The sequence below is a fragment of the Nocardioides alkalitolerans DSM 16699 genome, from assembly GCF_000426525.1.
Taxonomy (GTDB): domain Bacteria; phylum Actinomycetota; class Actinomycetes; order Propionibacteriales; family Nocardioidaceae; genus Nocardioides; species Nocardioides alkalitolerans.
Genome location: NZ_AUFN01000013.1, coordinates 209641 through 222903 on the forward strand (window position 1 = coordinate 209641; position 13263 = coordinate 222903).

At 74.0% G+C, this 13263-nt stretch carries 11 protein-coding genes; 4 read left to right on the plus strand and 7 right to left on the minus strand.

Annotated elements, in window-relative coordinates:
• The first annotated feature begins 64 nt into the window (after positions 1-64).
• Positions 65-1225, plus strand: coding sequence for a M23 family metallopeptidase (locus K329_RS29610; protein WP_052336836.1), 1161 nt, complete (start codon positions 65-67; stop codon positions 1223-1225).
• Positions 1226-1295: 70 nt separating this feature from the next.
• Here K329_RS29610 and pcrA read toward each other — a convergent pair whose 3' ends face one another.
• Genes pcrA through K329_RS26665 form a run of 3 tightly spaced genes read right to left on the minus strand, consistent with a single transcriptional unit; the run spans position 1296 to position 5407 of the window.
• The gene (gene pcrA / locus K329_RS0112925; RefSeq protein WP_084541264.1) at positions 1296-3803 is read right to left on the minus strand and encodes a DNA helicase PcrA; all 2508 of its coding nucleotides are present in this window, start codon (positions 3801-3803) and stop codon (positions 1296-1298) included.
• Positions 3804-3844: 41 nt separating this feature from the next.
• Entirely contained in the window at positions 3845-4207 is a 363-nt protein-coding gene (locus K329_RS0112930; RefSeq protein WP_028473462.1) for a hypothetical protein, read from the minus strand.
• A gap of 9 nt (positions 4208-4216) precedes the next feature.
• Positions 4217-5407 (minus strand): GAF domain-containing protein, encoded by a 1191-nt coding sequence (locus tag K329_RS26665; RefSeq protein WP_043643409.1) that lies wholly within the window; start codon positions 5405-5407, stop codon positions 4217-4219.
• Positions 5408-5557: 150 nt separating this feature from the next.
• Between K329_RS26665 and K329_RS0112940 the strand changes: the two genes are divergently transcribed.
• Positions 5558-7396, plus strand: coding sequence for a flavin-containing monooxygenase (locus K329_RS0112940; RefSeq protein WP_028473371.1), 1839 nt, complete (start codon positions 5558-5560; stop codon positions 7394-7396).
• Positions 7397-7432: 36 nt separating this feature from the next.
• Here the strand turns inward: K329_RS0112940 and K329_RS0112945 are convergent, their stop codons facing one another.
• From K329_RS0112945 to K329_RS0112960, 4 genes are all read right to left on the minus strand, one after another.
• Positions 7433-7900 (minus strand): universal stress protein, encoded by a 468-nt coding sequence (locus tag K329_RS0112945; protein WP_028473372.1) that lies wholly within the window; start codon positions 7898-7900, stop codon positions 7433-7435.
• A 2-nt stretch (positions 7901-7902) separates the two neighbouring features.
• Positions 7903-9375, minus strand: coding sequence for an APC family permease (locus tag K329_RS26670; protein WP_084541265.1), 1473 nt, complete (start codon positions 9373-9375; stop codon positions 7903-7905).
• Positions 9376-9494: 119 nt separating this feature from the next.
• Positions 9495-10181, minus strand: a complete 687-nt coding sequence (locus K329_RS0112955; protein WP_028473373.1) for a response regulator — start codon at positions 10179-10181, stop codon at positions 9495-9497.
• Positions 10178-11503: an ATP-binding protein gene (locus K329_RS0112960; RefSeq protein WP_028473374.1), complete on the minus strand. Its 1326-nt coding sequence runs from the start codon at positions 11501-11503 to the stop codon at positions 10178-10180. The genes K329_RS0112955 and K329_RS0112960 overlap by 4 nt, the downstream gene beginning before the upstream one ends.
• A gap of 155 nt (positions 11504-11658) precedes the next feature.
• Here K329_RS0112960 and K329_RS0112965 point away from each other — a divergent pair, with 155 nt between their 5' ends.
• Entirely contained in the window at positions 11659-12915 is a 1257-nt protein-coding gene (locus K329_RS0112965; RefSeq protein ID WP_028473375.1) for a PspC domain-containing protein, read from the plus strand.
• A complete protein-coding gene (locus K329_RS0112970; RefSeq protein WP_028473376.1) occupies positions 12912-13256 on the plus strand; it encodes a hypothetical protein in 345 nt (114 codons plus the stop codon). The genes K329_RS0112965 and K329_RS0112970 overlap by 4 nt, the downstream gene beginning before the upstream one ends.
• Positions 13257-13263 lie beyond the last annotated feature (7 nt).

Here is a 13263-nt window from a genome sequence, read left to right on the forward strand (position 1 = left end):
TGACGCTGTCTCCGAGCACGAACCTGCAGAACCCTGCACGCACCGAACGAGGAACACGAGGTCTATGGGCAACCACCGAGCAGATCACCGCGGCCAGCGCCGTGGAGGCTCGGACCCCGCGACCCCGGACGTCCCTCGCACCACCCCCGGCAAGCGTGCCGCCCGCCCCGAGCCGCGCCGCCGCGCGAGCGCCCCGGAGGCCGCGGCCCCCGCCGAGGTCCTGACCCGCGAGACCCAGGTCCGCGAGCCCGTCGCCGCGCCGCGCGACCGTGGCCAGGAGATGCGGTTCGAGGACACGACGCAGTCGATCCCCGTCGTCACCGAGCACGACGTGCTCCCCACCACCTACGACGTGCGCGGCTTCGCAGCGGAGGACCGTGCCGCGCGCACGGCCGCCCGCAGTGCCGCCCAGGCCGGTCGCCGCCGTGCGGTCAAGGAGCCCCGCAGCACCCCGACGGCGTCGGGCCTCTTCCGTCCGCTGCTGCCCTCGGCCCCGGTCCTGGCCGGTGTCGCCGTGCTCGCGATCTCGACGGGCGGCGCCGTGACGGCGGCCGGTTCCGGCCCCCTCGCCCCCGAGGTCTCGTCGTCGACGGTCCAGCTCTCGGCGAGCAACGGCATGTCGGGCACGAGCACCTCGTCGCGCAGCGACCTGCTCGCCGACCGCAACCGCGCCATCAGCCGCGACTCTGAGCGCGACGCGCTCGAGGACGCGGCCGACGAGGACGCTGCGATCGTCGAGGCGGAGGCCGCGGCCGAGCGTCGCAGCACCGCGATCGAGACCCTCGGCAACGCCGCCGAGGCCGAGGCCGCCCGCCTCGCGGAGAACCGCTGGGTCCTCCCGGTCGACAGCTACCGCATCACCAACGTCTTCGGCCAGGCCGAGTCCTACTACTCGTCGGGCTACCACACCGGGCTCGACTTCGCCGCTCCGTCGGGCACCACCATCCGCGCGGTCGCGGGCGGCACGGTCACCGAGAGCGGCTACGACGGCAGCTACGGCAACAAGACCGTCATCACCCTCGAGGACGGCACGGAGATGTGGTACGCCCACCAGTCGTCCGTGGCCGTCGAGGTCGGCCAGACGGTCGCCTCCGGCGACGTCATCGGCTACGTCGGCTCCACGGGCAACAGCTCGGGCCCCCACCTCCACCTCGAGGTCCGCCCCGGCGCCGGTGACCCGGTCGACCCGCGCAGCGCGCTGATCAACAACGGCGTCACCCCCTGACGCTCGGCCGTCGCCGCGCCACCCTCCCCGCAGCACTCCCCTGACGCACGCCCGGGCTCCCGGACGTGCGTCAGAGCTTCTCGACGGGCGCGTAGCGCAGCAGCAGCCGCTTGACGCCGTCGGAGCCGAAGTCGATCGAGGCGACCGACTTCTCCGCCGCCCCCTCGACCGTGACGACGGTGCCGAGCCCGAAGGTGTCGTGCTGGACCCGGTCGCCGGGAGCGAGGGACGGGATCGGGCGTGCCGCCTTGGCCTTCTTCGCAGCGTCGGCGCGCGCGGCGGCCGCCGAGAAGTTGCGACGGCCTGCGGGCGTCGGCGCACCGAGCGCCGGCCGCGGGTCGGCCGAGGCCCAGCTGCTGCCCACGTCGGGGCGTGACCACGAGGTCTGGGCGGCCGCCGTACGGCGCCAGTCCACGAGGTCGACGGGCAGCTCGTCGAGGAAGCGGGAGGCCGGGTTGTGCGACGGCGCGCCCCAGGCGGACCGCACGACCGCGCGGGAGATGTAGAGCCGCTCCCGCGCGCGGGTCAGGCCGACGTACGCGAGCCGCCGCTCCTCCTCCAGCTCGGACCGGTCGCCCAGGGCCCGCATGTGCGGGAAGACGCCGTCCTCGAGGCCCGTGAGGAACACGACGGGGAACTCGAGGCCCTTCGCCGTGTGGAGCGTCATGAGGGTGACGACGCCGACGTCCTCGCCGTCGGGGTCGGCGGGGATCTGGTCCGCGTCGGCGACCAGCGCCACCCGCTCCAGGAAGTCGCCGAGCCCGGGACGGACGGTGCCGGCCTCGACGTCGGTCGGGTCGGCGGACGGCCCGGCCTGCGGGTCGTCCGCGAACTCGCGGGCGACCGCCACCAGCTCGGCCAGGTTCTCGAGCCGGGTCTCGTCCTGCGGGTCGTCGGAGGCCTCGAGGTCGGCGAGGTAGCCGGAGCGGTCGAGCGCCGCCTCGAGGATGACGTCGGGCCGCTCGTCGGCCGCCACCATCTGCTGCAGCTCCTCGACCACGTCGACGAACGAGCGGATCGCGTTGACCGACCGGGTCGCGATGCCGTCGGCGCGGTGGGCGACCCGCAGGGCCTCCCAGTACGTCGTGCCCTCGCGCGCCGCGAGCGCGGCGACGCAGGCCTGGGCCCGGTCGCCGATGCCGCGCTTGGGGGTGTTCACGACGCGCCGCAGCGACACCTCGTCGGCCGGGTTGGCGAGCATCCGCAGGTAGCCGAGGGCGTCGCGGACCTCGCGCCGCTCGTAGAAGCGCACACCGCCGACGACCTTGTAGGGCAGCCCGACCCGCACGAAGATCTCCTCGAACACGCGCGACTGCGCGTTCGTGCGGTAGAAGACGGCGACGTCGCCCGGACGCACGCCGTGGTCGTCGGTGAGCTTGTCGACCTCCTCGGCCACGAAGCGGGCCTCGTCGTGCTCGTCGTCGCCGACGTAGCCCACGATGCGCTCCCCGTCGCCCGCGTCGGACCACAGCCGCTTCGGCTTGCGGCCCTCGTTGTTGCCGATGACCGCGTTGGCGGCGGTGAGGATCGTCTGGGTCGAGCGGTAGTTCTGCTCGAGCAGGATCGTCGAGGCGTTCGGGAAGTCCTGCTCGAAGTCGAGGATGTTGCGGATGTTGGCGCCCCGGAACGCGTAGATCGACTGGTCGGCGTCACCGACGACCATCAGCTCGCTCGGACCGACCCGCTCGCCGGCGGAGCCCCCGACGTCGCCCGGCACGGGCGTCGCGGAGTCGCGGGCCGCCTCGGGGTCGTCGGCGCAGAGCTGGTGGATGAGGGCGTACTGCGCGTGGTTGGTGTCCTGGTACTCGTCGACGAGCACGTGGCGGAACCGGCGGCGGTAGACCTCCCGCACCTCCGGGTAGCCCTGCAGCAGGTGCACCGTCGTCATGATGATGTCGTCGAAGTCGAGCGCGTTGGCGTCGCGCAGGCGGCGCTGGTACGACGTGTACGCCGCGGCGTACGTCTCCTCGAGGTGGTTGGAGGCGTCGGCGGTGGCGGCCTCGGGGTCGCGCAGCTCGTTCTTCGCGTTCGACACCCAGTTGAGCACCGCCCGGGGCTGGTAGCGCTTCGGGTCGAGGTCGAGGTCGTTGAGCACCAGCGACATGAGCCGCTGCGAGTCGGCGGAGTCGTAGATCGAGAAGCTCGAGGAGAACCCGACGCGGTCGATCTCCTTGCGCAGGATGCGCACGCACGCCGAGTGGAACGTCGAGACCCACATGATGCGCGCCCGCCGGCCGACGAGCTGCTCGACGCGCTCCTTCATCTCGGCCGCGGCCTTGTTGGTGAAGGTGATCGCGAGGATCGAGCCCGGGTGGGCGCGCCGCTCGGTGACGAGCCAGGCGATGCGGCGGGTGAGCACCCGGGTCTTGCCCGAGCCGGCGCCGGCGACGACGAGCAGGGGGGCACCGGCGTGCACGACGGCGGCGCGCTGGGGGTCGTTGAGGCCGTCGAGGAGCTCGTCGGCGCGGCGCTGGCGGTCGGCCGCGGAGGACGCCTCGGAGGCCTGCTCGGCGCCCCGACGGGCGGTGTCGGGGGCGGAGAGGTGCTCGAGGCCGGGGATCACGGAGGAGGAGGACATCGCACCCGACAGGGTACGTGGCCCCACCGTCAGCGGGACCGTCAGGCGAACGTGTGGGTGGGTGACCAGAACAGGGCCACCGCGACGTTCGCGACGCTCAGCACCAGCAGCCCGAAGAAGAGGCCGTCGGGGATCCGCGGCTTGCGGGCGTTGGCCATCACGAGCACGAGCAGCACCAGCGCGACGGCGAACTTCACCGCGATCTTCGCGTGGTCGAGGCTCGCGTCCTCCGCCTCCAGCACGCCGACGAGGAGGATGCCGGACACGAAGGCCGTGCCGATGCCGTCGCGGACGGTCGCCGTCACCCGCTTCTCGGGGTCGCGCACCTGCGCGAGCAGTCCCCCGACGAGCGCGGCGAAGCCGAGGACGTGCACGAGCAGCAGGACGAGGCGGACGGTCTCCACGGCCGCATCCTAGGGGGCGCGGCGGACGGAGACCTCGACTCCCGGCGCGATCCGGTACGGCGCGGTGACCAGGAGCGCCCCGAGCGCCCGCCGCATCCGCGAGATCTCGGCGCGCACGGTGACCTCGTGCGTCGCGTCGCCGTACAGGGCGCGGCTGAGCGCGGCCGGGGTCAGGCCCTCGGCACCGGCCTCCACGAGGCGCAGGAGGATGTCGGCGTGGCGCCGGCTGAGCGCGAGGCGCCACGGCGCCGTCCCGGAGGTCACCTCCAGCACGGGCTCGAGCCCGGCGACGTCGAGCACCGCGAGGAGGCGTCGCTCGCCGCCCGCCGGTCGCACCAGCCAGCCGCCGTCGAGCCGCTCGGGCACGCAGACCCCGAGCCCGGGCACCGCCAGCGTCATCTCGGGCTGCGGGGCGGCGATGCGGTCGCGGACGGCGATGCCGGACCGGTGGGCGACCCAGCCGTCGTCGTCGACGACGAGCAGCGGCCCCGAGGTCGTGCCGATGACGTGCTCGCTGGCCCGGCGCAGACGCTCGAGCCGCTCCGCGTGCAGCTGGGCGAGGCGCGACTCGGCGAGGCGCACGGCGGTCTCGACCAGGGCCGTGATCGCCGGGTGCAGCGTGAGGGCGGGGCCGCTGACGTCGACGACCCCGAGGAGCTCGCCGGTGCGCGGGTCGTGGAGCGGTGCGGCGGTGCAGTACCAGGGGTGCTGCTGGGCCTCGAAGTGCTCGGCGGAGAAGAGCTGCACGGGCGCCTGCTCGGCGATCGCCGTGCCGATGGCGTTGGTGCCGACCTGGCCCTCCGTCCACAACGCACCCTCGGAGAAGCCCAGCCCGTCGGCGCGGCGGCGTACCGACGAGGCACCCTCGCGCCACAGGATGACGCCGTCCGCGTCGGTGACGACCAGCAGGAACCGGGAGGCGTCGGCGACGCTCGTCAGCGCCCGGCGCAGGTCGTCGATCACCCACGCCAGCGGCGTCGCGCGGCGCCGCTCCACCTCGGTGCGGGCCAGGGGGTCGCGCGCACCGGCGCCGTCCGGGTCGAGGCCGAGCTCGATCATGCGGCGCCAGGAGCGGGCCACGACCGCTCGCGGGCGCCCCGGCGACCGGGCGCCGCCGAGCACCGCGTCGTGGATGCGCCGCAGCTCCCGGGCGTGCACCGAGAGGTCGGTGCCGGGCTCGACCGCGCTGAAGCCGCCCACGAGCCCTCCCTCCGCGCGCCGGCCGTCGTGCGACGACCTCGGCCGAGCATAGGCACGCGCGTGACCCACGTCACGTGCAACGCTGCGCAACCCTTCTCCCCACGCGGGGCCGGGTGTGTGCTCACGGCTATCCGACACCGAGGAGTGAGCATGACGCAGACCGTCGACCGCCCGACCAGCGAGACCGAGCCCGGCGACCCCACCGCCCGCGCCGAGCGCTGGTTCGCCGACCTCGAGGCCGCCCTGCGGGCGCGCGACGTCGCCGCCGCCACCGCCTGCTTCGGCACCGCGAGCTTCTGGCGCGACCTCGTCGCCTTCTCGTGGAACCTGCACACCGTCGAGGGCCGTGAGGGCGTCGCGGGCCTGCTCGAGGCGAACCTCGACCGCACCGACCCCACCGGGTTCGCGCTGGAGGAGCCGGCCACCGAGGACGGCGGCGTGATCACCGCCTGGTTCGTCTTCGAGACCGGGGTGGGCCGCGGGCGCGGGCTGGTGCGCCTGCGCGAGGAGGACGGCGCGCTCGTCGCCTGGACCTTCCTCACCACCCTCTACGAGCTCAAGGGCCACGAGGAGCCCCGCGGCACCCGACGCCCGCCCGGCGCCGAGCACGGAGCGACCAGGAGCCGTCGGACGTGGTCGGAGCAGCGGCAGGCCGAGGCCGAGTCGCTCGGCTCGACGACGCAGCCCTACGTGCTCGTCATCGGCGGCGGCCAGGGCGGCATCGCGCTCGGGGCCCGCCTGCGACAGCTCGGCGTGCCCAGCCTCGTCATCGACAAGCACCCGCGCCCCGGCGACCAGTGGCGCGGTCGCTACAAGTCGCTGTGCCTCCACGACCCGGTCTGGTACGACCACCTGCCCTACCTGAAGTTCCCCGACAACTGGCCGGTGTTCGCCCCGAAGGACAAGGTCGCGGACTGGCTGGAGTTCTACACCTCGGTCATGGAGGTGCCCTACTGGTCGTCGACCACGGCGAGCTCGGCGTCGTACTCGCCCGAGACCGGCACGTGGACGGTCGAGGTCGAGCGCGAGGGGCAGCCCCTGACGCTCACGCCCACCCAGGTCGTGCTCGCCACCGGCATGTCGGGCAAGCCGAACGTGCCCACGCTGCCCGGCCAGGACGTCTTCCGCGGCGACCAGCACCACTCGTCGGCCCACCCGGGACCCGACGCGTACGCCGGCAAGAAGGTCGTCGTCATCGGCTCCAACAACTCGGCCTTCGACATCTGCGGGGCGCTGTGGGAGCACGACGCCGACGTGACCATGGTGCAGCGCAGCTCGACGCACATCGTGAAGTCGGCGTCCCTGATGGAGCACGGCCTGGGCGACCTCTACTCGGAGCGGGCGCTCGCGGCGGGGGTCACCACCGAGAAGGCGGACCTGATCTTCGCCTCGCTCCCCTACCGGATCATGCACGAGTTCCAGATCCCGGCGTACCAGAAGATGGCCGAGGTCGACAAGGACTTCTACGACCGCCTCGAGGCCGCCGGCTTCGACCACGACTGGGGCGACGACGGCTCCGGGCTGTTCATGAAGTACCTGCGGCGCGGCTCGGGCTACTACATCGACGTGGGCTCCGCCGAGCTCGTCGCCGACGGCCAGGTCAAGCTCGCCCACGGCCAGGTCGACCACCTGACCGAGGACTCCGTCGTGCTCGCCGACGGCACCGAGCTGCCCGCCGACCTCGTCGTCTACGCCACCGGCTACGGCTCGATGAACGGGTGGGCTGCCGACCTCATCTCCCCCGAGGTGGCCGACACGGTGGGCAAGGTGTGGGGCCTCGGCTCCGACACCACCAAGGACCCCGGCCCGTGGGAGGGCGAGCAGCGCAACATGTGGAAGCCGACGCAGCAGGAGAACCTCTGGTTCCACGGCGGCAACCTGCACCAGTCGCGCCACTACTCGCTCTACCTGGCGCTCCAGCTCAAGGCGCGCTTCGAGGGCATCCCGACGCCCGTCCACGCCCTCGCACCCGTGCACCACACGAGCTGACGGCTCGGCCCGGGGCGACCCCCGGGGCGCCCGGCCCTACTTCTTGCGACTGGGGGCCGGGCGTACGACGAGCACCGGGCACGGCGCGTACTGCTGCACGCGCTGGGCGGTGCTGCCCAGCATCACCCGGTCGCTCAGGCCGCGCCCGCCGCTGGCGACCACGACGAGACCGGCGTCGAGCTGCTCGGCGGCCTTGATGATCTCGTTGGCGGGCGAGCCGCTGCGGATCTTCTTGTGCACCTTCGGCCCCCAGCCGGCGAAGACGTCGGCGATGACCTCGATCGAGGCCTTGGCCGCGTCACGGAAGCTCGCGACCGACGACGGCGACCCGGCGTCCTTCCTGCGGGGGCCGGAGAGCTCGTCGACGAACGAGACGGCCGCCAGGGGCCGGACCACGGCGAGGACCGTGACGTCGCTGATCGCCTCGGGCGCGGCGAGGGAGCGCAGGTGCTTCGCGGCGGCCAGCGACTGCTTCGACCCGTCGGTCGCGATGACGACGTGCATGCTCACAGCTCCTCCTCCTCGTCACGCGCGGAGCCGGTCGGGGCACGCCCCGGCGGCGGGGTGGTCTCGCCGGTACGGCCGACCAGCTTCTCCACGGTGTACAGCACCAGCCCGAGGGCCAGCAGGCCCGCGCACCAGAAGAGCGACGTCGGGTCGTCGACCACGACGTACACCAGCAGCGCGAGGTTGCCGACGACGCCGATCACGAGCAGCGGGGTCGGGGCGCGGAACGAGTCCGGCGGCCGCTCGTCGCGGCGCAGCACGAACGCCGCCACGATCACCAGCGCGTAGATGAAGAGGGTGAAGACGACGGTGACGGTGGCGAGCCGCTCGACGACCCCGCTGGAGCCGCCGATGCCCGCGGCGTCGAGGGTGTGGCCGACGACGAGCAGCGTGGTGACGACGAGGGCGGAGAAGACCAGCGCGACCCAGGGGCTGCGGCGGGCGGCGTGCACCTTGGCGAAGAACCCGGGCACGACGTCCTCGCGGGCCATCCCGTAGAGGATGCGCGACTGGGTGACAAGGGCGACCAGGGTCGTGTTGGTGATCGCCACCATCGCCACGATGGCGAAGATCGTGGTCATCACGCCGACGGGCACCGGGATGATGTCGGCCTTGATCACCTCGAGCAGCGCCGCGTCCGAGCTGGCGAGCGTGTCGATCGGCACCGTGAGGGCCGCGGTCATCGCGACGATCACGTAGATGATGCCGGCGCCGACCATGCCGCCGATGAGGGCGCGGGGGAAGTTGCGGGCCGGGTCGATGGTCTCCTCGGCGACGTTGGCGGCGTTCTCGAAGCCGGTCATGGCGAAGAACGCGAGCGCGACGCCGGCGACGACCGCGAAGATCGGGCTGCCGTCCGTGTCGAACTCGAGCAGCACCGAGAAGTCCGCCTCGCCGCGGCTGACGTAGACGATGCCGATGAGCACCACGACGGCCAGGCCGGCGACCTCGACGAACGTCATCACCATGTTGGCGATGACCGACTCCGTGATGCCGATGAAGTTCACGACCGCGAGCGCGGCGATGAAGATGACCGAGATGAGCAGCGGGGGCGGCAGCTCCCAGACCTGCGCGAAGTACGACGAGAAGCCCGTCGCCAGCGAGCCGGCGGCCGCGAACGTCGCCGACAGCATGCAGATGGTGACGAGGAACGTGAGGAACGGGTTGCGGAAGGCCTTGCTCACGTAGAGGGCGGCGCCCGCGGCCTGCGGGTGCTTGGTGACGAGCTCGGCGTAGGCGAGGCCGGTGAGGGTCGCCACGGTCACGCCGGCGAGGAACGCCATCCAGAACGCGCCGCCGACGGCGGCCGCGACGGCGCCGATGAGCACGTAGATGCCGGAGCCCAGCACGTCGCCGAGCACGTAGAAGAAGAGCAGCCTGCCGGAGATGGACCGCTGCAGGTTCTCGTCGTCGTCGAGCTCCCTGGCGCGTTCGAGGGCCTTCTCGTGGGCGAGGTCGGGTGCGTCGGTCATGCGCTGCCTTCCGAGAGTCTGCGGGCGGGAAGGTACCCACCGGCGGGCGCAACCACCGTCCGTCGTCCGCAGGGTGCACCACAGAACCCGCCCCCGCGGGGCCTGTCAACCGCGGCGGCTCACAGCAGCCGTCGGTCCGTCGCCCAGCGGGTGAGCTCGTGGCGCGACGAGAGCTGCAGCTTGCGCAGCACGCTCGACATGTGGGTCTCGACCGTCTTCACCGAGATGAAGAGCTCCTTCGCGACCTCCTTGTAGGCGTAGCCGCGGGCGATCAGGCGCATCACCTCGCGCTCGCGCTCGGAGAGCCGGTCGAGGTCGGAGTCGACCGAGGCGACCTGGATGGCGCCGGCGAAGGCGTCGAGCACGAACCCGGCGAGGCGGGGCGAGAAGACGGCGTCCCCCTCCGCGACCCGCGCGACGGCGTCGACGAGGTCGGCGGCGCTGATGGTCTTGGTGACGTAGCCGCGGGCACCGCCGCGGATGGTGCCGATGACGTCCTCCGCCGCGTCGCTGACGCTGAGCGCGAGGTAGCGCGTGGCGGACGAGGGGGCCTGGGCCCGCCGCATCACCTCCACGCCGCCCCCGCCGGGGAGGTGCACGTCGAGCAGCACGACGTCGGGTCGGTGCGCGGCCACGGCCGCGACGGCCTGGTCGACGTCGGCCGCCTCGCCGACGACCTCGACACGCCCGGCGCCGCAGCCGGCCAGCTCGCTGCGCACCCCGGCGCGGAACATCTGGTGGTCGTCGACCACGACGACCCGCACGGGCGGGCCCGGCGCGGTCGCCGGAGTGGTGTCCTGCGTCATCCCTGCTCCTCGTCGTCTGCGTCGCCGGCACCGGCCGGCAGGTGGAGCCGCACCTCGGTGCCGGCCCCCGGTGACGACCGGACGGTCGCCGTCCCGCCGTGGCGGGTCATGCGCTCCACGATGCTGCCGCGCACGCCGTGGCGGTCGGTCGGCAGGTCGTCGGGGTCGAAGCCGCGTCCGCGATCGCGGACGAACAGGTCCGCCGCGCCGCCGAGCACCTCGACGTACACGTCGACCCGGCCGGTGCCGGCGTGCTTCGCCGCGTTCACCACGGCCTCGCGGGCCGCCGCGACCAGAGGGGCGAGCCGCTCGTCGTACGCGAGGTCGCCCACGACCACCACCTCGATCTCGACGCCGTGGTCGTCCTCCACCTCGGCGGCGGCCGCCCGGACCGCGCCGCCGAGGGTGGTGGCGACCGTGCGCTCCTCCTCGAACAGCCACGCGCGCAGGTCGCGCTCCTGGCTGCGGGCCAGCCGGCCCACGGTGGCGGGGTCCTGCGCGTTCTTCTGGATCAGCGCGAGCGTCTGCAGCACCGAGTCGTGCAGGTGGGCGGCCACGTCGGCCCGCTCCTGGCTGCGCACGCGCTCGGCCCGCTCGGCCCCGAGGTCGGCGACCAGGCGGGCGATCCACGGGCCGACGACCAGCGCCAGCCCGGCGATCCCGAGCAGCACGGCGAGCACCGCCTCCCGGGCGACGGCGAGCGAGCCGTCGCGCAGGGCCAGGAGCAGGAGCCCCCCGCCCAGCAGCGAGGCGCCCAGCGCGACGCGGGTGTAGGCCGCCCAGCCGCCGGACCCGAGCACCATGAGCACGGGGTCCAGCCGCTCCGTGCGCGACTGCCAGCGCTCGCGCTGCACCTCGTCCGCCTGGCGCCACAGCAGCGCCACGCCCCCGACGGTGAGGGCGAGCGCCCACACCAGGACGCCACGCCCCACGAGGGCCTCGGTGGTCAGGACGACGCCGAGTGCCAGGGCGCCGACGACGGTGGCGGCCCCGACGTCGCCGAGCCGCCGGGGCCGACCGGGCCGGCGTCCGCCCCGGGTGGCGCTCTCGATCCCCGGGGCCGCCGCCAGGCTCTCGCGGGCCGCCGGCAGCACGAGCCAGTAGGCGGCGTAGAGCACGACGCCGAGCCCGCCGAGCACGGTGGCGACGGCGAAGACGAGGCGCACGGCGAGGAGCGGGACGCCCAGGTGGTCGGCCAGGCCGGCCGCCACTCCCCCGACGATGCCGCGCTCGAGGTCGCGGCTCGCCCTGCGCACGTCCCCGCGCACACCCGCGGGGGCGGCGGCGGTCGCCGGGGAGGGAGGCACGGTGGTCGGTCGCATGGCGCCGTCATCGTCACACGCCCGCGCGCGCCCCCGCATCAGGGACGACCCTGGTCCGACCCCGAGGACGAGGGCGACCCCTGGGACGGGATCCGGGGGATGATCAGGGTCGTCCCCGATGGTGAGGGAGGACGCGCCCGACCAGGCTGGAGACCATGACGACGACACCCGACGAGGCACCGACCTCCTCCTCGACCGCCACGGCCGAGCCACCTCCCGCCGGACCCCACGGCGACCCCCACCACGGGCCCCACGACGGGCCCCGCGTCACCGGCGCCGAGATGCGCGACCTCCGCCGGCTCCGCCGCTCCAGCGAGGACCGGTACGTCGCGGGCGTCGCCGGCGGCCTCGCCCGCCACCTCGACGTCGACCCCGTCGTGGTGCGGGTCGCCCTCGCCGTGCTCACGCTCTTCGCCGGCAGCGGCGCGCTGCTGTACGGCGCCCTCTGGCTCCTCGTGCCCCGTGACGACACGGGCGAGTCCGTGGTCACGCTGGACGACCGGAGCCGCACGCTGGCCCTCGTGGTCGCCGGTGTGCTGGCGACGGTCGCGCTGCTCGGCGACCTCGCCGGCGGGTGGGTCTCCTGGCCGCTCACGGTCGTGCTCGTGGTGGTCGCGCTCCTGGTCGCGAGCCACCACCGCCGCAGCTCCGCCCGGGAGGCGGTGCGGGAGGCGGGCCGTGAGGGAGCGGCGCCGTACGTGCCGCCGGCCACCTCGCCGTACGGCGCGGACCCCTTCACGAAGCAGCCCCCCGCGCCCACCGTCGGCCGGCCCCCGCGCGCCCCGCGCCCGCCGAACCCGCTGCGCCGCGGCCCCCTGCTCTTCTGGTTCACCCTCGCCCTCGCGGCGCTCGCCGTGGGCGTGCTCGGCGTCGTCGACGTCGCCGGGGTCGACGTGCCCGCGTCGGCCTACCCCGCCCTCGCGCTCGGCGTCGTCGGCTCCCTGCTGGTGGTCGGCGCCTTCTACGGCCGCGCCGGTGGCCTGATCCTCGTCGGGCTCGTGCTGGCGGTCGCGACGGCGGGCACCATGGCCGTCGAGCGGCTCACCGATCGCACCCAGGAGGCCACGCCGCTCAGCGCCGCCCAGGTGGACGACCGGTACTGGCTCGGGGCGGGCGAGACGGTGCTCGACCTCGGTGAGGTCGCCGACCCGGCCGAGCTGGCCGGACGCAGCATCCGCGTCGAGGGCGGCGTGGGGCGCATCGAGGTGGTGCTGCCCGAGGGGGTCGACGTGGCCGTCAGCACGCAGGTGGGGCTCGGGTCCGCCACGGTCCTCGACCGGGAGAGCGAGGGCGACGACGTCGCCCTGAACGAGGCGTACGACGCCCCCGGCACCACCCCCGGGTTCGACGACGACGCCCTGGTGCTCGACGTCTCCCTCGGCCTCGGAGAGGTGGAGGTGCGGGCCCGATGAGCGAGCACCCCGGCACCGACCCGACGACGCAGCCGATGACGTCGTACGACACCACCACCGCCCCGGAGGACACCGTGCAGGACGACAACACCCGGTACGACACCCGCTACGAGACCGCCGTGGACGACCCCACGGACGCCGCGGGCGGACGTCACCCCGTCAACGTCGGCCACCTCGTGATGGGCGTCGCGTTCCTCGGCCTGGTGGTCGTGTGGGCGCTCGTCACGGTCCTGGACCTCGCCGGGGGCGACCTCCGGTGGCTCCTCCCCCTGCCGTGGCTCGCCGCGGGTGGCGCGGGACTGGCGGCAGCAGCTCTGACTGCGCGCCGACGGTCCGCCTGAGCGGAGG

Excerpts from the sequence above, each read along its gene's own strand:
- K329_RS0112965 (WP_028473375.1), top strand. The coding sequence starts at position 11,659 with ATGACGACGACACCCGACGAGGCACCGACCTCCTCCTCGACCGCCACG.
- K329_RS0112940 (WP_028473371.1), top strand. The coding sequence starts at position 5,558 with ATGACGCAGACCGTCGACCGCCCGACCAGCGAGACCGAGCCCGGCGAC.
- pcrA (WP_084541264.1), bottom strand. The coding sequence starts at position 3,803 with ATGTCCTCCTCCTCCGTGATCCCCGGCCTCGAGCACCTCTCCGCCCCC.
- K329_RS0112945 (WP_028473372.1), bottom strand. The coding sequence starts at position 7,900 with ATGCACGTCGTCATCGCGACCGACGGGTCGAAGCAGTCGCTGGCCGCC.
- K329_RS0112955 (WP_028473373.1), bottom strand. The coding sequence starts at position 10,181 with ATGACGCAGGACACCACTCCGGCGACCGCGCCGGGCCCGCCCGTGCGG.
- K329_RS26670 (WP_084541265.1), bottom strand. The coding sequence starts at position 9,375 with ATGACCGACGCACCCGACCTCGCCCACGAGAAGGCCCTCGAACGCGCC.
- K329_RS0112960 (WP_028473374.1), bottom strand. The coding sequence starts at position 11,503 with ATGCGACCGACCACCGTGCCTCCCTCCCCGGCGACCGCCGCCGCCCCC.
- K329_RS29610 (WP_052336836.1), top strand. The coding sequence starts at position 65 with ATGGGCAACCACCGAGCAGATCACCGCGGCCAGCGCCGTGGAGGCTCG.
- K329_RS0112970 (WP_028473376.1), top strand. The coding sequence starts at position 12,912 with ATGAGCGAGCACCCCGGCACCGACCCGACGACGCAGCCGATGACGTCG.